The organism is Alloacidobacterium dinghuense (genome assembly GCF_014274465.1).
GTDB classification, from domain to species: Bacteria; Acidobacteriota; Terriglobia; order Terriglobales; family Acidobacteriaceae; genus Alloacidobacterium; species Alloacidobacterium dinghuense.
The window spans coordinates 2,607,251-2,628,874 of sequence record NZ_CP060394.1; the positions used below are offsets into that span (position 1 = coordinate 2,607,251).

Genomic DNA, 21,624 nt, shown 5'->3' on the forward strand with positions numbered 1-21,624 from the left:
CTCCTATTCAGTGCGTAATGCCTGCATCGGTTCGATCGACGCTGCCCGTCGCGCAGGCAGCAGTGCTGCCAGCGAAGCAACAATACCAATCATCACAATCCCGCTCAAATATACCAGTGGATCAGCGGGCGAAACGCCGAAGAGCTGTTCACGCAGCTTGTGCGTTAACACAAACGCAATCGGCAGCGTCACCAGAATGGTCCCCGCAGCAAGCACCAGAACCTCCCGCAGAATCAACTTCGCCACTGTGAACCGCTGCGCGCCAAGCGCCATGCGAATGCCAATTTCCCGCGTGCGTTGTGCAGTCGAGTAAGCCAGCACACCATACAGCCCAATGCCAGCCAGGAGTGCCGCAAGCGCGCCAAATACGGAAGCCAGCATGGCAATCATCCGTTCCGTGCTGATCGTGTCATCAATCTGGTTTTGCAGCGTCCGCAAATCATCCACGATCAGCTTTCCATCGATGCGCTGCACCGCAGCGCGAATCTCGTTCGACGCGGCTTCCGGCGTCTGCCATGTCCGCACATAAAAGCTGAGATATGTTGGTTTCTCGCCTTGCACAAAGGGTCTGTAGACCGTCGGACGAATCTCATCGCGCACCGTCGTATGCTTCGCATCTCGCACTACGCCGACAATCGCCGTATCTGTCACAGGACGACGGCTACGACTCACATGATGCCCCAGTGCATTGGCAGGCGAGCCAAAGTACTTGCGGGCGAACATCTCGTTCACCACTGCTATTTTTTGCGCTCCGGCCACATCAGCCTTCGTAAAGCCACGTCCCGCCACGAGCGGAATACCTATGGTCGAAAAATAATCCTGACTTACCCATGGCACTTCAGCCTCCACCTCCTCATCAGGCTTCGGTGTGTATCCGGCGATATCCATGCTGCCGTTAATATCGTCGTCTGCCAATTCAGGATCATTGGTCGCCGCCACGCCGCGCACTCCCGGCAGCCCCGAGATCGCATCCAGCACTCTCACCTCAACGGCTGCAACAGAATCGCCTTGGTATCCCGCCATCTCCGGCGAGAGACCGAACGTCAGCAGATGATCCGTAGCAAACCCAACATTCACTGCATGCAGATTCTGGATCGTACGCATGAAAAGTCCCGCACCCACAAGTAGCAGAAGACTGAAGCCAATCTGCAGGGCCACGCAGCTTCTGCGAAACTTCAGCGATGCTGCCGTACCCGTGCCGCTCTGCTGCTTGAGTGAATCAACAAGATTCGGCTTCATAAATTGCAGCGCCGGCGCAAGGCTGAAGAGCACGCTCACCAGCAAGGTCGTAATCAACGCAAACGCCAGAATGTCCGGATTGAGCTCTGCTGAGAACGGCGTATCAGGCATCGACGAACTCAGCCAGGCAATCAACAACCGCACCATCTGCGGCGCCATGATAATCCCTAAGATCGCTCCGCAGACCCCCAGCAGCACCCCTTCGGTCAGCAGTTGCAGAACAACGTCACGCGTGCTCGCCCCCAGCGCATAGCGCATGGAAAATTCGCGCACTCTTCCCGCTGCGCGCACTAACAAAAGGCTGGCCATGTTTACCGCCGCCATCGCAACCACGAGCAGCACCATGCCCATCAGGATTTTCAATGGCGTCTCCACGCTTTCGCGCATGGGCGAGAAGCCCTTCGCTGCGTCCGTAACACTCAGATGCGATGTCGTTACAAATTTCTCCCGCGCACGCGCCGACTGGTCATGAAAGCCCTTGAACTCCATCTCGCGCAGCGAGGTCCACAGTGGATTCAACCCCGCTTCCGCCTGCTTCGTCGTTCTTCCCTCTGGCAAACGCCCAATAATCTTGAGCCAGATCGAACGGCGATCTGCCATATCGTTGTCTGGAGCGATCGCCTTCTGCATTGTCATCGGAATGAAAAGGCGTGGCCGGTCTCCCCACACCACGCTCTGAAATCCAGGCGCAACAACACCGACGACCGTAAACGCCGTGCCGTTCAAAGTGATAGATTGCCCAACGATGGTGGGGTCCTCGTTGAAGCGCCTCTTCCAGTAGTCGAAGCTCAGCACCGCCACTGGATTCGCGCCCGGAGCCGTCTCATCGCTACCCGCAAACAGCCTTCCGACTGCAGGGCCCACTCCAAGCACTTCGAAATAGTTCCCGCTCACAATCTCCGCCGGAACCGCCTCCGCGCTGTTATGCCAGCTCACACCAGCGCTGCCGACGGCGGTAGCAATCAGTCCATTGAAAACGGAACTCTTATCCCGTAAGTCGCGATACATGGGATAGGAAAAATATGGGTGTGCACCCTCATGATCGCCGCCCTGCTCATTTACATGCCCAACGTTGTCTCCGGAAAACCGCAGTAACGCCAGCTTCTGCGGATCTTTCACTGGCAAACTACGCAACAGAGCCTGATCAAAGAGCGTAAAAATCGCCGTGCTCGCCCCAATTCCGAGTGCCAGGGTCAGCACCGCCGTGACCGTGAAGCCCGGAGACTTTCTCAACTGTCGCAGAGCGTAACGCACATTGCTCAGCAAAGATGACATGGCACACCACCCCCGCTCTCCCATGAGCAAACTTTCTGCCAACTGGTAGGGTAAGCCAACCTGCTCAATACACGCGGCTTTCCATTGCTGTAGCCATGTACCGCAGGACGTGATGATGTCCGGAATCGCTCACAATCGTTCGGAAACGGACACTTAAGCTTCGAAATCCAGTTCCACCGGCTCAATCAAGGGCATCAACCAGCTCAACAATTTTTGATGTACCGGATTCTGACCATAGGCCTCAAAACTGGACTTATCGGAAAACTTCATCACACCGCCAAACGCATATCCCTGCCCGCGCGGCGACTCATTTCGCCCGACGTACGTTTCCAACAGTCCAGGAATATGCCCCTGGAATGCGCGAATCTCAACTGCAGCGCGCTCGATCTGCTCATCCGTCACGCCCGGTTTCCAACGAAAAGCGAAGCAATGAATGTACATAAGCGTCATCTTAAAACACCCTCACAACTGTTACTCTGGAGAGAACTCAAAGAACAAGTTCATTTGCCCCAAATGACGACACGGTAAAGGCGTGCCAGACCACATCGACTATCACAATTGGAAGCCAAGACATAACCCTTGGCTAGTTGCGCTCACAGTCACTCTGGCCACATTCATGGAGGTGCTTGACACCTCCATCGCCAACGTAGCCCTGCCGCATATGGCCGGGTCGCTCGGCGCCAGTCAGGAAGAAGCCACATGGGTCCTCACCAGCTATCTCGTTTCGAGCGCCATCGTGCTCCCCATCTCGGGTTGGCTTGCCACGCGCTACGGACGCAAGCGCTTCTACATGACCTGCGTCGTCATGTTTACCGTCTGCTCCTTCCTTTGCGGAATTGCACAGTCGCTCCCTATGCTCATCCTTGCCCGCATCCTGCAAGGCGCAGGCGGGGGCGGCCTCGCCCCCAGCGAGCAGGCCATCCTCGCCGATACATTTCCAGTCAGCAAACGAGGGCAGGCTTTCGCCGTCTACGGAATGGCTGTTGTCGTCGCGCCCGCCATCGGTCCCACGCTCGGCGGTTGGATCACCGACAATTTCAACTGGCACTGGATTTTCTTCATCAACATCCCCATCGGGATTCTGTCTTTCTTCCTCAGCCAGCGCATGGTCGAAGACCCACCCTACTTGCAGGAGCAGCGCAAGAAAGTCGGCAAAGTCGACACCATGGGCCTAGGCCTCATCACTGTTGGCGTGGGCTTCCTTGAATTCGTGCTCGACAAGGGCCAGGAAAAGGATTGGTTCGGCGATACGAAGATCACCACCTTTTTTATCTTGGCCATGTGCACGCTGGTTGCCTTCGTCATTTGGGAGTGGAACCATCCAGATCCCATCGTTGACCTCAGGCTGCTCAGGAATCGCAACTTCGGGACCGCCATCTTCCTGCAGTTCATTCTTGGAATGGTCCTCTTCGGCTCAACCGTGCTGATTCCGCAATTCCTGCAAGTGCTCATGGGCTACACCGCCGAACGCGCAGGCATGGCGCTGTCACCCGCAGGCTTCCTCATGATGCTCATGATGCCCATCGCCGGCCGCATAGTCAGCAAAGGCAAAATGGACGCACGCCTGCTCGTCTCCATCGGGTACGCCATCACCGCGATCGGCCTCTACAACCTCACCCACCTCGACCTCGAAACCAACTTCAGCACCATCGTGCTCTGGCGTATGTTACAGGTCAGCGGACTTGCGTTCATCTTCATCCCCATCAGCACACTGAACTACGTGGGTGTCCCATTCAACAAGAACAACCAGATCTCCAGCTTCTCCAACTTCGCCCGCAATCTTGGCGGCAGCGTTGGCACGGCGATGCTGACAACCTTTCTGCAACGGACGCAGCAAGTTCACCAGTCCACGCTTGGAGCTAATGTTGTCGCGGGAAGCGAGCGCTACTCGCAGTTTATGGACACAACCAAGCAATCGCTTATGCGCCTCGGCCAGGGGTCTGATCAAGCATCAGCGACAGCCATGGGGCATGCTTACCAGATGCTGTTGCAGCAGTCCTCAATGTTGAGCTATATGAATGCCTTCTGGGTGTTGAGCGTCATCATCGCCTGCCTGATTCCCCTGCCGTTCATCATGCGCAAGCCCCCGGCTATGAAGAAACCGCAGGAGGCCATGGGCCACTAGGGTCGGATGACTTCGTGCGCCAATCCGCCGACCGTCTTCGTTCCGGCCGATGCCAGTTTCTCTCGATCACATTGACGACGTGGGCGAGAACGAAGGCGAGGACAATTGCCAGCGGCCAGAGTACGTAGGGGATACGCGGGGAATCGATCATTTTCAACCTCAGTCATTAATTTGGCTCCAAAGTCAGCAGATCTTGCTCTATTTTTTGCTTCGGGTATTTACTCTGTGGATGACTCTCGCCGCTCCAAGTCTCCTACCCCGGCGAAATTTGTTCTTCGAAATTCACCCAGCCAGTACGCAATTCTCGGTACGTGCCGTATGATCTTTTCTGCATCGAAACTTAAGGCACAACGCTCTTCTGCGAAAGGAACAGGAATTGGGAAAAAGCATGGTCCCAAAGCGGCTGTTTTTTACCAAAGGCGTAGGCAAGCACAAAGAACGGCTCACCTCTTTTGAATTGGCGCTCCGCGATGCCGGAATAGCCGCGCAGAATCTTGTTCGCGTGTCGTCCATCTTTCCTCCCCAGGCCAAACTGATCCCACGCAAAGAGGGCTTGACGTATCTCTCTCCCGGAGAAGTCGTCTTCGCCGTAGTCGCCGAAAACTCAACCCGTGAACCGCACCGCCTCGTCGCTTCGAGCATTGGCGTAGCCATCCCTACCGACCGCAACATGTACGGCTACCTGAGCGAGCACCATAGCTTCGGAGAAACCGAAGAGCAGGCCGGCGAGTACGCCGAAGAACTTGCCGCTGAAATGCTCGCCACAACGCTCGACGTTGACTTCGACCCTGACAAGAGCTGGGACGAAAAGAAGGAAATCTACCGCATCTCAAACAAGATCGTCCGCACGGCGAACGTCACCCAGTCTGCTATAGGCGACAAGCGCGGACTCTGGACCACGGTGATCGCAGCAGCCATCCTGATTTTTGAATAAAATTGACGGTGAGGCGTATCTAACCTGTTGTAGAGGAAATCGAGGCGCGGGGCCGAAGGTGCCTGCGCCTTTTCTCTGTCTTTTGATCGAATTTTCTCTCTTCCACTGGCCGTCATTCTGACGACCAGCGGGAGGAAGAATCTCAGCGATGAGCGTGTCGCCGAGACCGGAGTTACATGGCGTTTACATTCTGTTTGTAAATTTGCCTGAACAGTTTTGTTTGTGCGAAGCAGCAAAGGAAGAATAGTCATGCCGTCCAATCCTAATTATCGAATCGGTCTCGTGCAGATGTCCTGCAGCCCCGACCCCGACGCCAACCTCGACAAGGCCGCAGACCGCGTCCGCGAAGCCGCCCGCGAAGGCGCAAACGTCGTCTGCCTGCCCGAGCTTTTTCGCGCCCAGTACTTCTGCCAGCGAGAAGATATCGCCCTCTTCGACCTCGCCGAGCCTATCCCGGGCCCCAGTACGGAACGCCTCAGCGCGATCGCACGCGAGGAGAAAGTCGTTGTCGTCGCTTCCCTCTTCGAGCGGCGCGCCGCCGGTCTCTACCACAACACCGCCGCCATCCTTCAGCAGGACGGCAGCCTCGCCGGCCTCTACCGCAAGATGCACATCCCCGATGACCCGCTCTACTACGAGAAGTTCTACTTCACCCCCGGCGATCTCGGCTTCAAGGCCTTCGATACTGCCTTCGGAAAAGTAGGCACGCTCGTCTGCTGGGACCAGTGGTATCCCGAGGGCGCGCGCATCACCGCATTGCAGGGCGCGAACGTCCTCTTCTATCCCACAGCCATCGGCTGGCACCCGGCAGAGAAAGAAGAGTTCGGCACCGCGCAGTATGAAGCATGGCAAACCATCCAGCGTGCTCATGCCATCGCGAATGGCGTTTACGTCGGAGCCGTCAATCGCGTCGGCCACGAACAGGGCGACATCCGCGGCAACCGCGTCGAAGGCCCGGGCCTCGACTTCTGGGGCGGCTCCTTTATTGCTGACCCCTTCGGCCGCGTTATCGCGAAAGCATCGCACGATAAGGAAGAAATCTTGATCGGCGAAATAGACATCCGTTCGATGGAAGACGTGCGCCGCAACTGGCCGTTCCTGCGCGATCGCCGCATCGACGCCTATGCCCCGATCGTGAACCGCTTCCTCGACGCAACAACGCTGGAAAAATAATGCTGCCATCCTGACACTGACCCTGAGCAAAGCGAAGGGGAAGTGGAAGGATCTGCTTTTAAGCGTCGATCAGCACGAAAACGGGTGCCCCATCCTTTCGCGTAGTTTGCGCAAGTGTGGGAAAGCAAATCAGCGGACTGGCCGGACAGTAAGCAGAAGGAACCGAAATGCAAGACACCCCGAGAGACCACAACTACCGCATGCCCGCCGAGTGGCACCCGCACAGCGCCACCTGGATCGCCTGGCCCCACAACGCCACCGACTGGCCGGGAAAATTCGCTGCCATCCCCTGGGTCTACGCCGACATCGTCCGCCACCTCTCCCGCGTCGAGGACGTCCACATCCTCGTCAACGATGCTGCCGCCGCCAAACGCGCCGACGGAATCCTGAAGCGCGCAGGCGCAAGAATCTCTCACGTGTACTTCCATCAGTGGCCCACCGACCGCGTCTGGACCCGCGACTCCGGCCCCATCTTCGTCAGGAACGAAAACTTCACCGCCATCACCAACTGGAAATTCAACGCCTGGGCAAAGTACGACAACTGGCAGCTCGACAACGAAGTCCCTGACCACGTCGCCAAGGAACTCCGCCTGCAGCAATGGCAACCGATGATAGTAGACCACCGCGTTGTCCTCGAGGGAGGCTCCATCGACGTAAATGGGGCAGGCACCCTCATTACCACCGAAGAATGCCTTCTGAGCACAGTCCAGCAGCGCAACCCCGGCATCAGCCGTGAGCAGCTTGAAAAGGCATTTTCCGACTATCTCGGCATCGACCAGGTTCTCTGGATGAACGGCGGCATCGCCGGCGACGACACCCACGGCCACATCGACGACATTACCCGCTTCGTTAACGAGAACACCATCGTCACCGTAGTCGAGCCTAACCGCGAAGATGACAACCACCTGCCGCTCGCCGAAAATCTCGACCGCCTCAAGTCAGCCCGAAACCTGAAGGGCGAGCCATTCAACATCGTCGAGTTGCCCATGCCATCGCCTGTCGTTTTCGAAGGCCAGCGCCTGCCCGCCAGCTATGGGAATTTCTACATTGCCAACAACCTCGTCCTCGTGCCAACGTTCAACGATGTCAACGACCGGAAGGCGCTCGGCATCTTCGCAGACCTGTTCACCACGCGCGATGTCATCGGTATTCACTGCGGCGACCTCATCTGGGGATTGGGGGCGCTACATTGCATGACCCAGCAGCAACCAGCGTAAAATTCGCTAAATATCGTATAAAATCGTCGCATGGTATCTCTCCTCACCCCGCGTGAAGCCGCGTTGCGTCTCGGGATTTCGTATCCGACTATCAAGCAATGGCTATATCACGGAAAGATCAAGGCGGTGAAAACACCCGGCGGCCACTATCGCATTCCCGAAGCCGAGTTGGACGGTCTGCTCCACAAAGCGAAGCAGCCGGACACTCCGAAACGACAGATGATGCGCACCTTGAGTGGTCGCAATCAGCTCGTAGGGCGCATCGTAGAAATCAAAATCGATGGCCTCCTCGCTCAGGTAAAGCTCTCGATTGGCGGACAGATTATCAACTCCATCATTACTGCGGAGGCTGTACGCGAAATGCAGCTACAGACAGGTGAAACTGTTGCCGCATTGATCAAATCCACTGAGGTCATGGTGCTTCGTGTATAGGCTCGTGGCCTTGCTCCTGTTCGCACCTTTAGCCATGGCGCAGAGCCTGCGGCTGGCAGCAGCCGCCGATCTGCAATCCGTACTCCCGCCTATCCTTGCTCAACTTGAACGCCAGACACACATTCACGTTGACGCTTCCTACCAGTCTTCTGCAACCTTGGCGACCCAGATTCAGAACGGTGCTCCTTTTGATCTCTTTATGGCAGCCGATATGTCTTTTCCGCAGCGGATAATTTCTGAAGGGCTCGCGGATGCAGACAAGGCCGTCCCATATGCGCGAGGAACTCTCGTTCTCTGGGTGCGTGACGACTCTCCATTCAGGCAGCTCTCCGTGCATACGCTGAGCGATCCAGCGCTGAAGACGCTCGCCATCGCCAATGCCGAACACGCGCCATATGGACGCGCCGCTGAAGCCTCGCTCAAAAGCCTGTGTCTTTACGATCAACTCAAGCCGAAGTTCGTCATCGCGGAAAATATTGCGCAAACTGCGCAGTACGTCGACTCGGGCAATGCGCAGGCTGGATTGATTTCTCTCACATCCGCACTCACCGAACGGCTTCGGGCAAATGGGCACTACATTGCAATGCCTCGCGATTCCTATCCGCCGATCCTGCAAGGCGCAGTCGTGCTAAAGAATTCCTCCAACCGAACTCAGGCGCACCAACTTTTGGAATTCCTGCTCTCGTCTCCTATCCAGAAGGAACTTGCTGTGTATGGTCTTGAGCCCGCTAATACCCCTGAGACCGGACATTGATGGATCTACAGGCTCTCTGGCTTACGCTCAAATTGGCCTCTGTTACGACCCTCCTCTTGTTATGCGCTTCAATTCCGCTTTCTTATTGGCTCGTATTCGGTAAGACGCGATGGAAGAGCATTGTCGAAGCGGTTGCGACGCTCCCCCTGCTGCTACCGCCCACGGTTCTTGGCTTTTACCTGCTCGTCTTACTCGGGCCGCGTACATTACCGGGCCGATTTCTGATTCACCTCATCGGCCATCCGATCGCGTTTTCCTTCAGCGGTCTGGTGATCGGATCGATGATCTACAGCCTGCCGTTCGCCGTGCAGCCGATTACCAGCGGTTTTTCAACCATCGCCACCGAGATCCTCGATGCGGCGATTCTTCTCGGGGCAAATCGTCTGACAATTCTGACGAGCCTGGTGCTGCCGCTGGCGCAACGCTCAATCTTCACCGCAGCTGTGCTCTGCTTCACGCACACGATTGGTGAGTTTGGCGTTGTCCTTATGATTGGGGGAGACATTCCTGGCGCGACGCGGACGCTCTCCATCGCCATGTACGACCAGGTACAGGACTTCCGCTACAGCCAGGCTAACCACACTGCCCTTCTTCTTCTCGCCATCTCTCTCGGAGCACTCATTCTGGTCTACGGATGGAGAAAGCAGCTGCGTCGTGTCTGAAACCGCATTTCTAACAGCCGATATTGAATACCGCAGCGGGACCTTCGATCTCCACATTAACTTCAGCCTAAACTCGTTGTGGACCGTGCTTTTTGGGCAATCCGGTGCCGGAAAAAGCACGATCCTTCGCATTCTTGGCGGTCTGCTCCAACCGCAAGACGCAAGAATCGTGATGCAAAATCATGTCCTTTTGGACGTGAAGCAGGGCATATCCATCCCTGCAGGCAAACGAAAGATCGGCTATGTGACTCAGCGGCCCGCCCTCTTTCCACATATGACGGTGCACCGTAATGTTGCATTTGGACTACATACCCTCCCAGCCAAACAAAGAGGTGAGCGCGTCCATGAAATGCTGCGCCTGTTCCGCGTTGCAGACCTCTCAGAGCGGATGCCAAAGGAACTCTCTGGCGGCGAATATCAGCGGGTCGCGCTGGCTCGTGCCTTGGCGCCTGAACCGAAACTGCTTATGCTCGATGAACCATTCACCGGTCTGGATGCCGATTTAAAGGAATCTATCTTAGCTGAGCTGACGGTATGGCTGGCAGCGCGTCAGGTACCTGCTCTCTACGTCTCCCACGATCTTGGCGAAGCCTACCAGACCGCAGCGGACGTTATCGTAGTGGGCAAAGGCAGAATAGAGATCCAAGGCCCGGTACAAGAGGTGCTTGCGCCACGCCGCGACCGCCTTCTGCGCCAACTGGGGGTTGTCAGCCGACCCACACCGGCTCCGGTTCTAGACGAATCTCAAACTTTGCCGCGACCTTAGCGATAATTGCATCTCTCAAGGCGGCAATATCACTTGCAGAGGCGCCATCGCGGTTGATCAACGCCAATGTATGCTTTCTTGAGATTCCTGCTTTCCCCATCGTGTACCCCTTGTGGAAACCCGCTTGATCGAGCAGCCACGCCGCCGGAACTTTTACCTGTCCCTCCCCCGCGGGATAATTTGGCACCTCCGACTCGGCACTCTCGGCAATCTGCGCGAAAAGCCCCGAAGGAATAACAGGATTCTTGAAGAAGCTGCCTGCACTCCGACAATCCGGGTCACCCGGCACGATAAGCATTCCCTTGCTCTGGCGGATCTTGCGCACAGCGGAACTAGCTTCTGTCAGAGTAGGAAGACCATCATGGTCCTGAAAGTATCGCTTTAAGTCTATATAGGAAACTACAGGAGATGCATTGTTTTTCAGTTCATACTCAACGTGCGTAACAATATAACGATTTCGACTCGAGGTGTTGAAGATACTGCGTCGATATGCAAACCCACACTCCTGCGCCTTCAAATCCACAAAGGACTGGGTCTGTAAATCGAACACCCGCACTCTCCGAATCGTCTCCGCCACTTCCTGCCCGTAAGCGCCGACGTTCTGTACTGGCGTTCCACCCACACTGCCGGGAATCCCGGTGAGACATTCAATTCCTCCGCAGTTCTGGTCCACGGCTTGGCTTACAAACGTGTTCCAATCCTCCCCTGCCGCCACAGAAAACCGTGTCACAGATCCAAGACTCTGCTGCTCAATTCCCCTTAGGGCCACGTGCAAAACCACGCCAGGAAATCCGGAATCACTGACCAGAAGATTGCTTCCGCCGCCAAGAACAAAGAGAGAGAGATTTTGCTCGCGAACAAATCTAACGGCCTCGATGATCTCATTCTCCGAGGACGCCTCAATAAACCAACGTGCCGGGCCGCCGATTCCAAACGTTGTGTAGGAAGCAAGAGGAACGTGTTCTAAAACCTGCATCAGCTTCAAGATATATCAGCGGCAGGGCTTGGCGCGTGGATGCTGACTTCGTACAATAGAGGAGCCGGGCTTCGTCCAGGCTGGAGGAAACAAGAACATGTACCCAGAGATTATGGTCATTCCTATGCGCGAAGAGTTGACTCGCGCCGGAATCAAAGAAGCGCGAACGGCTGACGACGTTGATGCTGCGCTGGCAAAGCCTGGAACCACTATGCTTGTAGTCAATTCGATTTGCGGATGTGCTGCAGGCAAAATGCGCCCCGGAGTACGTCTCGCGCTGCAAAACACAACGGTTCCCGATCAGGCGATTACGGTGTTTGCAGGACAGGATCGCGAAGCCACCGAGCGTGCGCGCTCTTACTTCGAGGGCAATCCACCCACATCACCAGCGATCGCGATTCTGCGCGATGGCAAGCTCGTCTATCTGATGCAGCGTTTCATTATCGAAAACAATACCGCTCAGGGCATAGCTCAGGAACTCGCCCGCGCGTTCAACGAACTCTGCGCGAAGGCCACTGCATAGCCTCTGTGATCTGCAAAACAAAAGCCCGGCTCGTACCGGGCTTTTGTTTTGGATTGCGGAATTCAGTTCGTTCCAGCAGGCACGACAAAATCTACACCCGCCGCCTGATTCATTCGTTCCGTCGCCGAGATATCGATCTGATCGAGAGAAATCTCCGGTCTACGGCCGGAAGCAGCATCATCCAGAATGTAGAGGGTCGTCTTTGTCATCGCGTAATTGCGGATCTGCCGGTAATGTCCGTCCTTAAAGACCAGCGTGACAGCGGCCTGCGGGAGCGGTTCACCCGGACCGGCCGGTGGCGGGGGAGGGACGTCCTGCGTCTGCTGAGGTTCATAGTCATACGGCGTAGGCTCAGCTTGGTAACCAGCATTACTTTCAGCCTGCCCCTGTCCCTGATCCGAATACGCCGATTGATCTCCTGAATACGAGTTGTCCGGGTAATCCCAGTAAGAATTCAGCAATCCCGGTACGAGGTACGTGGACCTCGCGTAGAAATACGGTACGTAAGGTTGCCTATAGTGAGATGCGGGATAGGATGGGTGACTGTGATGCCAGTCAGGAGCCGGCGAATTGTACCGGTTCCGCGACGACGAAGGCTGATTGCTGCCATAGCGGGCAGGCATACTCCAGTGATATTGGGGTGGCGCGCTGAAGTTTCGCTGGGGCATCATCGGAGCAGAGGAAAAATGCGAGCCTGTACTGAACCCGCCATTCATGTGAGGTGCTGAGAATCCATGCGGAGCAGAGAAGCCGCCGCCTGCATGTCCCGTAGAACCGGCGTGCTGAGCGACAGCGGGAGCAATGATTAGTCCAGCCATCAAAGATGCAGTCAGTAGCCGGCGCATAAACACCTCTGAGTTATTAGACTCCTTTTGGTAGCGAGTAGTTCAAGAAATTCGACAATGCTCGGTGTGGTCAAATCAGCTATCCGGCAGATTCTGCAAGGTTGGCCGCTGCTGTCACGGCCCTTTCACTAAGCGCCTGTTTCGTAAGCCAAAAGTCCTCCCACGGGTCATTTTTCAAGCGCTTCTTCCATGTATTGAAATTTGCTACACCGTACTCGATGGGATTGCCCTTGTGCAGTTCCTCCCATTGCAAAGGGATAGCAACGCGCACGCCTTTCCTTGCGCGAGGCGAATACGAAGCAATGGCCGTAGAGCCTCGGTCGTTCCGCAGGTAGTCCAGAAAAATTCGGCCTTTGCGCGCTGATTTCGTCATTTTGATCAGGTATCGATCAGGATGGTTGGCTTCGAGGATTCGCGCGACATTGCGAGTGAATTCCTTTACGTCAGCCCATTCGTGTTTTGGTTCGATCGGTACAACAACATGCAATCCCTTTCCCCCAGTCGACTTCACGAAGGATACGAGCTTCAGTTCTTTCAATACGTCTCGCACTTCATGTGCGCCCTCAACCAGTGTCTTCCACTCGACGGCCGGATCGGGATCGAGGTCGAAGATGAGTTGGTCCGGTGTCTCTAGCGAATCGTTGCGCGAACCCCAGGGATGGATCTCAAGTACACCCATCTGTGCAAGCCCAACCAAGCCTTCCTGAGTCGAAACTGTGATGTACTCCTCTGACCCTTCGCCTTTCTTGTTTGGAACCAAAACGCTGTCGATCCCTCTTGCGACTCCCTGTCCTACGTGCTTTTGAAAGAAACACGGCTTACCACAACCCTCAGGACAACGCACGATACTTAACGGGCGCCCAGCGATGAACGGCAACAAATGATCGGCAATTTCGAAGTAGTATTCTGCAAGCTGCTTCTTCGTCACGTTGCTCTCATCGTCCAGTATCTTCTCGGGATGCGTCAGCCGCATGTCTCCGATTACGCTCGTTGCTTTGCTGCTCGTCTTCTCTACCGGCGCATTGTGGGAACTTTCTTTGCGAGTGCGGGAAGGCTTTGGCATAGCAATAGGCTCCTCACGTCGAATCTCCATAGCGGGCTTATCTTCTCGCAGCCCTTGGAAAGAAGCCTGCCGCACGCGATGATCGCCAGTCCACGTGGCGAATTGCACCTCGGCCACGAGGTCGGGCTTTACCCAGACGGCGTCTTTCCGCGCATCGGCGGTCAACTCTGCAAATGACGCCTTGGATTGTTGCAGTTCATCAAGCTGCTTTCTCAAGGCCTTTTGCGACGCGTGCGTAAAGCCCGTTCCCGTTCGTCCCGCATACATCAGCTTTCCGTCCTGGTAGTAGCCGAGTAAGAGCGAGCCGACTCCATCGGCGCCATCTCCGGGTGGCGTGAAGCCCCCGATTACAAACTCCTGCTGATGTACGCACTTTGCCTTCAGCCAGGTTTTACTACGTCCGGAGCTGTATTTCGAAGAGGCTAGCTTTGAAATGATGCCCTCGGCTCCCAGCTTGCATGCATTTCTGAATGTTTCCTCTCCTCGAGCACGAATATGCGCGCTGAACCGCAGGATGCTGTCATCACCAAGCTCCCCGAGCAAGCCCTCTAGAATCGCTTTCCGCTGATCAAGAGCCAGATCGCGCACATTGTGACCATCCAAGTGCAGCAGATCAAACGCGACGTAGGTTAGATGGGCGTCCTTTTCTTCCTGAAATGCAGCCTGCAGGTCGGCAAAGCTAGTCTTGCCGGAGGGGTCCAGCACCACCACTTCACCATCAATCAAGGCGCTCTTTACCGGCAATTCTGCTGCCGCTTTCGCGATATCCGGCATGCGATGCGTCCAGTCAAGACCACCCCGGGTATAGATGAAGACATTGCGCTTACCAGGCTCTTCCTCAACGACATGAAGCTGAATGCGATATCCATCGAGCTTCAACTCATGAATCCAGTCCTCGCCATCCGGAGGAACGGAGACCTGCGCCGCCAGATGTGGCGGAATGAACTCCGGCATTTTTTCTTCTGGAATTCCGTTCAGCACGTTGGAACGATCGGGGGCGTCGACTTGCGTTGTTCTCTCCCTGAATCGCAAGCGCTTTTGAGCCAAACGCGATAGATTCCGCTTCTTGCTCTCCTTCGATTGCCAGACATGATCTTCTTGCGTACCGATCGCCTCTATATCCCGACCGGTGACCACGCTGTCCGGCTTGCTCTCGGTAATCGCCTGCTCCTCGGGGCCGCGCTCATATTCGTCGTGTTCTTTAATCAGAAGCCAATTTGGTTTAGCTTCGCGTGCGGCTCGGCCGCCCATGCGAACCAGCGTCCACTTACCCTTCAGTTTCTGGCCATGCAAGACAAACTTCAATCGACCAGTACGGAAGCCTTCATCCGCATCGCCCTGGGGTTCCCAGGTTCCTTGATCCCACACCATCACCGTGCCGCCGCCGTACTGCCCTTTGGGAATTGTGCCCTCAAACCCTCCATATTCCATGGGATGGTCTTCCACCTGCACTGCAAGCCTCTTGTCGCCGGGATAATAGCTTGGACCCTTGGCCACAGCCCAACTCTTCAACACGCCTTGCCAGCCAAGGCGAAAGTCATAGTGGAGCCTTGTTGCAGCATGCTTCTGAATCACAAAAGGCAACTCACTTTCGCTTCCCTTTTGCCTACTGCCACTTGGTTCGGCAGTCATCGAGAAGTCACGCATGGCACGGTAACGTGCCAGTTGCTCATCAACTGCGTCAGAAGGAGAAACCTGCTTTGCTTTCTTGCGAGCCATATTTCAAAAGATTCCTGTTTTTCGTTGAAGGCTGCCAGCTTGCCACATGGCACCCCATCATTGTCTACTCATCTGGCTATCCCTTTCGAGAAAACGCATGCCCTATATCCTTTCGCTTGATCAGGGAACTACCAGTTCGCGCGCGATCCTCTTTGCTCAAGATGGCTCGATCGTCGCGTCTTCCCAGAAAGAATTTCGACAAATCTATCCGAATTCTGGATGGGTCGAGCATGACCCATACGACATCCTGACCTCACAGCTCAGCTCAGCGATCGATGCGTTAACACGTGCTGGCGCCCGTCCGCGGGACATATCCGCGCTAGGCATTACGAACCAACGCGAAACCGTGATTGTGTGGGACCGTGAAACCAGCAAACCCATCTACAACGCAATTGTCTGGCAGGATCGCCGCACAGCAGGTACCTGTCAACAACTCGTCCAGAATGGGATGGAAGACACAGTGCGCTGCAAGACAGGGCTTCTTATCGATCCGTATTTCTCAGCCAGCAAGATCGCATGGATATTGGACAACATTGAGGGAGCAAGAGAAAAAGCCGAAGCTGGCAAGCTGGCATTCGGCACCGTTGATAGCTGGCTTATCTGGAACCTGACCAGCGGCAAGAAACACGTCACTGATTATACGAACGCTTCTCGCACCATGCTCTTCAATATTGTCGAAGGCACCTGGGACAAAGACCTCCTAACTCTTTTCAAAATCCCATCGCAGATGATGCCCGAAGTAACGTGGTCGAGCGGCGAGATTGGTGAGGTGACCACGACACTCGGACTTGGCTCTATCCCCATCGCGGGAATTGCAGGAGATCAACAGGGCGCTCTCTTCGGCCAACTATGCTTGAAAGCTGGCGATGCCAAAAACACCTACGGCACGGGCTGCTTTCTGCTCCAGAACATCGGCCAAACATTCGTTTCATCCAAACACCGCCTGATTACAACGCTGATCTGTAGTCTGAACCGGCGCCTCGAATACGCGTTTGAAGGCAGCATCTTTATCGGCGGGGCAGTCGTGCAATGGTTGCGCGATAACCTGAAACTCATTCGCGCCTCTTCCGAAGTGGAGGCACTCGCTCAATCGGTAAAAGACTCCGACGGTGTTGTCCTTGTACCGGCCTTTGTCGGCCTTGGCGCCCCGCACTGGGACGCGCACGCCAGCGGCCTGCTGATTGGATTACGCCGCAGCACGCAACCGGGACACATCGCCCGTGCCGCACTTGAAAGCATTGCCTTCCAAGTCTCTGATGTCATCGACGCGATGAATTCGGAATCGGCCAACTGGTTTTTCGAGCTGCGCGTGGATGGAGGCGCCGCAGTCAATGACATGCTTATGCAATTTCAGGCCGATCTTCTCGGAATTCCTGTCCTGCGTCCGGCCGTAACGGAAACCACAGCGCTGGGCGCCGCTTATCTCGCAGGTCTCGCAGTCGGCTTCTGGGAGAACCCCGAACAAATCTGGTCGCTGAGAAAAAATGACACGCGGTTTGAACCGAAAGCCGATCCCAAAGAAACAGCTCGCTTGCGCGAGCGTTGGCACAATGCGGTCGAACGCTCGAAGCACTGGACACAGGATGAAAAACAGGCATGAATCGTGAACAAATGATCGCGCAGATCGCGCATCGTTCGACTCCGTGGGACATCGTCGTGATCGGCGGCGGAGCAACAGGGATGGGTGTCGCTGTGGATGCCGCAACCCGTGGCTTCGATGTATTGTTGCTCGAAGCTAAGGACTTCGGCAAGGGCACATCGAGCCGCAGCACGAAACTGGTCCACGGAGGCGTACGCTATCTTGAACAAGGCAATGTTTCGCTGGTAATGGAGGCGCTGAAGGAACGCGGCCTTCTGCGTCAGAACGCGCCGCACTTAGTCAGCGATCTTGCCTTCATCGTTCCTAATTACTCCTGGTGGGAAGCGCCCTTTTACGGCATCGGCCTAAAACTGTATGACATGCTTGCGGGCAAATACGGTTTCGGCAAATCTCGCGTTCTTTCCGCGGATGAAACGCTGGAGCGCCTGCCCACGCTTCAAACTGATGGCCTCCGCGGCGGTGTTATCTATTACGACGGACAGTTCGACGATTCGCGTCTGCTCATTCATCTCGCGGCAACTGCCGCTGATCATGGCGCTGCCCTCGCAAACTACATGCCGGTAACGAGCCTTCTCAAAGATGAAGAGGGCTATCTCAATGGCGTCACCGCGCGCGATGATGAAACCGGCCTTGAATACCAGATTCACGCTCAGGTAGTGGTGAATGCCACTGGCATGTTCACCGATCACATTCGACGGATGGCCGATCCGGAATCCGCTGCCATAGTAGAACCCAGCCAGGGCATTCATCTCGTCTTCGAACGATCGTTTCTCGAAGGCGACGCCGCCATCATGGTGCCTCATACGAGTGACGGCCGTGTGATGTTTGCTATTCCCTGGCACGGGCACACACTCGTCGGCACAACTGACACGCCGATCGAGCAGCCATCTTATGAGCCACGACCGTTTGAGCAGGAAATCCAATTCATCCTCGACACGGCAGCACTTTACTTAAGCCGTCCGCCAAAACGAAGCGACGTGCTAAGCGTCTACGTGGGAATCCGCCCTCTGGTTAAGGCCGGCGGTCCTGCGGCAAAAACTTCTGCGATCGCACGCGACCACACGATCCATGTCGACAATTCCGGATTACTCACGATCACGGGGGGCAAGTGGACAACCTATCGCCACATGGCTGAAGATTGCGTCGATCATGCAATCACGCTGGGAAAACTCCGCGAAGAACCTTGTATAACCAAAACACTCAAGATTCACGGCTATAGCAAACATACTGAGGATCTGGGTAGCCTATGGGTCTATGGCTCAGACGCAACTTCGATCCTGGACATTGCAGCACGTGATTCAAAGCTAAGCAAGCCGCTGCATCCCGAACTTCCTTACATTGGCGCAGAAGTGGCATGGGCAACGCGGCAGGAGATGGCTCGCAAAGTAGAGGATGCTCTGGCGCGCCGAACCCGCGCGTTGTTCCTCAATGCACAGGCCGCACACGAAATGGCATTATCAGCGGCGCGCATTATGGCGGAAGAACTGCACCAGGGAGAAGACTGGATCAAACAACAGGTCTCCGAATTTCAAGCCCTCGCGAGTCAATACAGTTTACGATGACTGACAGCCGACGCCAGGCTACATTGCGTTCGAAATACACAAACTGCAAGGTGAAAAGAAACGAATGAGGTCACCATTCTTCGGTGAGTTTATGGGCACGCTGGTGCTCATCCTGCTCGGCAACGGTGTAGTTGCTGGTGTGCTTTTGAAACGCTCGAAAGCAGAAAACAGCGGCTGGATGGTGATTGCTACCGGCTGGGCCTTTGCCGTACTCTGCGGAATCTTTACCGCGGTTCTTTGCGGCAGCCAGGATGCGCACCTCAATCCTGCAATCACGCTTGCCATGGCTGTACAGTCGGGCGACTTCAGCAAGGTTGCTGTATTTATACCTGCTCAGATGCTTGGCGCCTTCGTCGGAGCTATCCTTGTGTGGCTGCACTACTTGCCACATTGGAAAGCCACGGAAGATCCGCAGGCCAAGCGCGCAATCTTTTGCACTGCCCCTGCTATCCGGAGTCTGCCAGCCAACTTCTTCTCTGAAGTAGTTGGCACAGCCGTCCTCGTATTTGTAGTGGGAGCGATGAGCTCAAAGCTGGTTCTTTCCACTGGGATCGCAGGCGGGCTCTCACCCTACCTTATCGGTTGCCTTGTCTGGTCCATCGGCCTTTCACTCGGGGGAACCACAGGTTATGCGATCAATCCCGCTCGCGACCTCGGCCCACGCATAGCCCATGCAACGCTTCCAATCGCCGGCAAAGGAAACAGCGATTGGGGCTATGCGCTTATTCCGGTCTTCGGTCCATGCACAGGAGCGGTTCTTGCAGCCCTGCTGTTGCGCGCCCTTGGCGCTTAGAAGTGGTGTAGCTTTTCTTCGATTGGTGCCTCCAGCGGTCGATGCGCTTCTCGTTCCAGTGACCGGCTCACCAGATCGCGCGAGCCAAGCCCGACTGCTAGCGCCAGCGCAAGCACAATTCCGCCGAAGAGAATGCCGAAAGCGAGATCGACAATTGCACCGCCAATCGCAAGGTGATCGAGCACCATGGCAGCCGTAAGTACGAAGACGAGCCAACGCACGCCCGTGGCCAGCAATCGCGCATATTGCAGATTGAGATTGACCGCGCTGATGAGCACACTTCGCGAAAGAAACCGCCCAATGACGGTTCCGAGGAACAGCAATACCGCGGCACCAATCACACGCGGCACATAGGCGAAGACGTAGGCAGAAATCCCAGACTCTGCCGAAGCCGCCTCAAATGCTGAAACTCCGACAAGCACCCCGATGGTAACGAACGACCAGAAAACAATCCGTGTCATGAGAATTGTCGGCGTATGGATCGGCGACCACTCCGTCAGCGTACTCGCACCAGAACTCATTCGCTCATCAAACTTCGCCGCGGTGAGCACGCTTCGCACCAGCATTGCCAGCAGCCACGCAATCGCGAGAAAGATAAGGAACACAAGCACGAAAGCAAGAATTCCCGGCAACAGAGTCGCGATCTTCGTGAAGACTCGCCCCATGGACTCACGCAATGATTCTTCAACTTGTTGCCACATGATTCTTCTCCTTCTCTACGGATTGAACCGGTCCGGCCATCTCCAACGCGATACGAGATAAGGCTTCCCGTCTTCATAAGCCTTCGCCAGTTGCTCAAATCGCTGCTCTGCCGCGACCGGTGACTTCGCCGCAACTTCCTGAACGTAGGAAGCCACCCACCCCAAATAGAGTGGAGTGAAAGCTCCCATGAGATGTCCGCGATTAATAGTGCGTAACCGGTAAGCCAGAGCAAAGTCATAAACAATACGCACCCACAACTCATCTGGCATACGAAAAGACTCTGGCGCACAACGTGCAAGCTTCTTTAAATCGAGCAGTGTAACTGGAGGAAGAACCAGCCCCCACACTTCCTGCAAGTTACGAGATCCGAGCGCAAAGGAATCAACCAGCGGCCTTGTGTCCACTGGTTCACCCTCGGTGATTTGTTGCGCAATATTCCCAGAACTCGCTGTTGTCTGGGAATTACGCACACGCTGCCAGTGCGAGGCATAAGCCTCCATTTCTGCGAAAACCGGCCCCACCACACTTGCGAGCACTGCGCTCAACTCATGGCCTTCCGTCTGGGTGGCGTGCAGCACATCTACATTCGCCTGGCACACCTGATAACCGTTCAGCGCAGCAAGCGTAGCCGGCCAGAGCAAGACTCCTTCATTGCGCTCCCGGACAGCGGACAATTCGCTAAGCTTCTGAAGCATTCGGGTCGAGCAGGCGAAATCCTGCGCGAGCGGATACCTTACGCGCTGTCCATACAGAGCACGTGTGAGCGGCGCCAGAATGCTGTGATTCAACAACCCGTCAAATTTTCTAGATGGATAAACCGGAAATACTAGATCGCATTGCTTTTCCAGAAGTGGTTGCGTGAGCAAGCGCAATCGTTCAGGCGTCAACATTGCGAGGTCTGAATGAAGAACGACGCATGACTTGGCATCGATTTCTTTCGCCAGAGAGCAAATTGCCCTTTGGGCAGACGCAGCGATCACCCACGGAAGACTGGTTGGATCGGATACAGCCAGAGAGTACGTGATCATTCGCGAAGCGCCTGTCGGGGAATCGCCGCCGACCGCTTGATCCTCGGTGTTTCCCGGATATGCGATCACGCTTCCCGGAAATACAGCATCTACTTGAAACCCGACATCGAGACCCACTGTGTGCTGTCGCAGATCATCCGCTGTCACCGCGCCGGCAATTCCAACCAACAGATCCACAGGGTCTGTTAATGGCATCTCAGCTTTTGTCTCGTCTGCCAGATCGCTCTTCGGCATCT

At 55.6% G+C, this 21,624-nt stretch carries 19 protein-coding genes; 12 read left to right on the plus strand and 7 right to left on the minus strand.

Going from position 1 to position 21,624, the window contains the following annotated elements:
- Window positions 1–3 precede the first annotated feature (3 nt).
- Together H7849_RS10595 and H7849_RS10600 are read right to left on the minus strand one after the other, a co-directional pair.
- Entirely contained in the window at window positions 4–2,514 is a 2,511-nt protein-coding gene (locus tag H7849_RS10595; protein ID WP_186746354.1) for an ABC transporter permease, read from the minus strand.
- Window positions 2,515–2,667: 153 nt separating this feature from the next.
- Window positions 2,668–2,955, minus strand: coding sequence for a Dabb family protein (locus tag H7849_RS10600; RefSeq protein WP_186746356.1), 288 nt, complete (start codon window positions 2,953–2,955; stop codon window positions 2,668–2,670).
- 91 nt (window positions 2,956–3,046) lie between these two features.
- On the opposite strand from H7849_RS10600, the gene H7849_RS10605 reads away from it, so the two are divergent.
- The 8 genes from H7849_RS10605 to H7849_RS10640 all read left to right on the plus strand — a co-directional run bounded on the left by H7849_RS10605 (window position 3,047) and on the right by H7849_RS10640 (window position 10,577).
- A complete protein-coding gene (locus H7849_RS10605; protein ID WP_186746357.1) occupies window positions 3,047–4,639 on the plus strand; it encodes a DHA2 family efflux MFS transporter permease subunit in 1,593 nt (530 codons plus the stop codon).
- Between the two features lie 388 nt (window positions 4,640–5,027).
- A complete protein-coding gene (locus H7849_RS10610) occupies window positions 5,028–5,573 on the plus strand; it encodes a pyruvoyl-dependent arginine decarboxylase (protein WP_186746359.1) in 546 nt (181 codons plus the stop codon).
- Between the two features lie 249 nt (window positions 5,574–5,822).
- The gene (locus H7849_RS10615) at window positions 5,823–6,746 is read left to right on the plus strand and encodes a carbon-nitrogen hydrolase (RefSeq protein ID WP_186746361.1); all 924 of its coding nucleotides are present in this window, start codon (window positions 5,823–5,825) and stop codon (window positions 6,744–6,746) included.
- A gap of 167 nt (window positions 6,747–6,913) precedes the next feature.
- A complete protein-coding gene (locus tag H7849_RS10620) occupies window positions 6,914–7,963 on the plus strand; it encodes an agmatine deiminase family protein (protein WP_186746363.1) in 1,050 nt (349 codons plus the stop codon).
- A gap of 30 nt (window positions 7,964–7,993) precedes the next feature.
- A complete protein-coding gene (locus H7849_RS10625; RefSeq protein WP_186746365.1) occupies window positions 7,994–8,395 on the plus strand; it encodes a helix-turn-helix transcriptional regulator in 402 nt (133 codons plus the stop codon).
- A 4-nt stretch (window positions 8,396–8,399) separates the two neighbouring features.
- Window positions 8,400–9,149, plus strand: coding sequence for a molybdate ABC transporter substrate-binding protein (gene modA / locus H7849_RS10630; protein ID WP_251106737.1), 750 nt, complete (start codon window positions 8,400–8,402; stop codon window positions 9,147–9,149).
- Window positions 9,149–9,811, plus strand: coding sequence for a molybdate ABC transporter permease subunit (gene modB / locus H7849_RS10635; protein WP_186746367.1), 663 nt, complete (start codon window positions 9,149–9,151; stop codon window positions 9,809–9,811). Before modA ends, modB begins: the two co-directional genes overlap by 1 nt.
- Window positions 9,804–10,577, plus strand: a complete 774-nt coding sequence (locus H7849_RS10640; protein WP_186746369.1) for an ATP-binding cassette domain-containing protein — start codon at window positions 9,804–9,806, stop codon at window positions 10,575–10,577. The genes modB and H7849_RS10640 overlap by 8 nt, the downstream gene beginning before the upstream one ends.
- Here H7849_RS10640 and H7849_RS10645 read toward each other — a convergent pair.
- On the minus strand, window positions 10,519–11,553 hold the full coding sequence (locus H7849_RS10645; RefSeq protein WP_186746371.1) for a UDP-N-acetylmuramate dehydrogenase: 1,035 nt from the start codon (window positions 11,551–11,553) through the stop codon (window positions 10,519–10,521). The genes H7849_RS10640 and H7849_RS10645 overlap by 59 nt on opposite strands.
- 97 nt (window positions 11,554–11,650) lie before the next feature.
- Here H7849_RS10645 and H7849_RS10650 point away from each other — a divergent pair, with 97 nt between their 5' ends.
- Complete coding sequence (locus tag H7849_RS10650; RefSeq protein ID WP_186746373.1) at window positions 11,651–12,076, plus strand: BrxA/BrxB family bacilliredoxin; 426 nt, start codon at window positions 11,651–11,653, stop codon at window positions 12,074–12,076.
- 62 nt (window positions 12,077–12,138) lie between these two features.
- On the opposite strand, the gene H7849_RS10655 is transcribed toward H7849_RS10650, so the two are convergent.
- Window positions 12,139–12,921, minus strand: a complete 783-nt coding sequence (locus H7849_RS10655; RefSeq protein ID WP_186746375.1) for a hypothetical protein — start codon at window positions 12,919–12,921, stop codon at window positions 12,139–12,141.
- 79 nt (window positions 12,922–13,000) lie between these two features.
- On the minus strand, window positions 13,001–15,703 hold the full coding sequence (gene ligD / locus H7849_RS10660) for a DNA ligase D (protein ID WP_186746377.1): 2,703 nt from the start codon (window positions 15,701–15,703) through the stop codon (window positions 13,001–13,003).
- A gap of 97 nt (window positions 15,704–15,800) precedes the next feature.
- On the opposite strand from ligD, the gene glpK reads away from it, so the two are divergent.
- The 3 genes from glpK (at window position 15,801) to H7849_RS10675 (ending at window position 19,658) form a co-directional block, all read left to right on the plus strand.
- Window positions 15,801–17,303, plus strand: coding sequence for a glycerol kinase GlpK (gene glpK, locus H7849_RS10665; RefSeq protein ID WP_186746379.1), 1,503 nt, complete (start codon window positions 15,801–15,803; stop codon window positions 17,301–17,303).
- Complete coding sequence (locus tag H7849_RS10670; RefSeq protein WP_186746381.1) at window positions 17,300–18,865, plus strand: glycerol-3-phosphate dehydrogenase/oxidase; 1,566 nt, start codon at window positions 17,300–17,302, stop codon at window positions 18,863–18,865. Before glpK ends, H7849_RS10670 begins: the two co-directional genes overlap by 4 nt.
- Before the next feature lie 64 nt (window positions 18,866–18,929).
- Window positions 18,930–19,658, plus strand: coding sequence for an MIP/aquaporin family protein (locus H7849_RS10675; protein ID WP_186746383.1), 729 nt, complete (start codon window positions 18,930–18,932; stop codon window positions 19,656–19,658).
- On the opposite strand, the gene H7849_RS10680 is transcribed toward H7849_RS10675, so the two are convergent.
- Both H7849_RS10680 and H7849_RS10685 read right to left on the minus strand, forming a co-directional pair.
- On the minus strand, window positions 19,655–20,359 hold the full coding sequence (locus H7849_RS10680; RefSeq protein WP_186746385.1) for a mechanosensitive ion channel family protein: 705 nt from the start codon (window positions 20,357–20,359) through the stop codon (window positions 19,655–19,657). The genes H7849_RS10675 and H7849_RS10680 overlap by 4 nt on opposite strands.
- A gap of 15 nt (window positions 20,360–20,374) precedes the next feature.
- Window positions 20,375–21,622, minus strand: a complete 1,248-nt coding sequence (locus H7849_RS10685; RefSeq protein ID WP_186746387.1) for a hypothetical protein — start codon at window positions 21,620–21,622, stop codon at window positions 20,375–20,377.
- Window positions 21,623–21,624 lie beyond the last annotated feature (2 nt).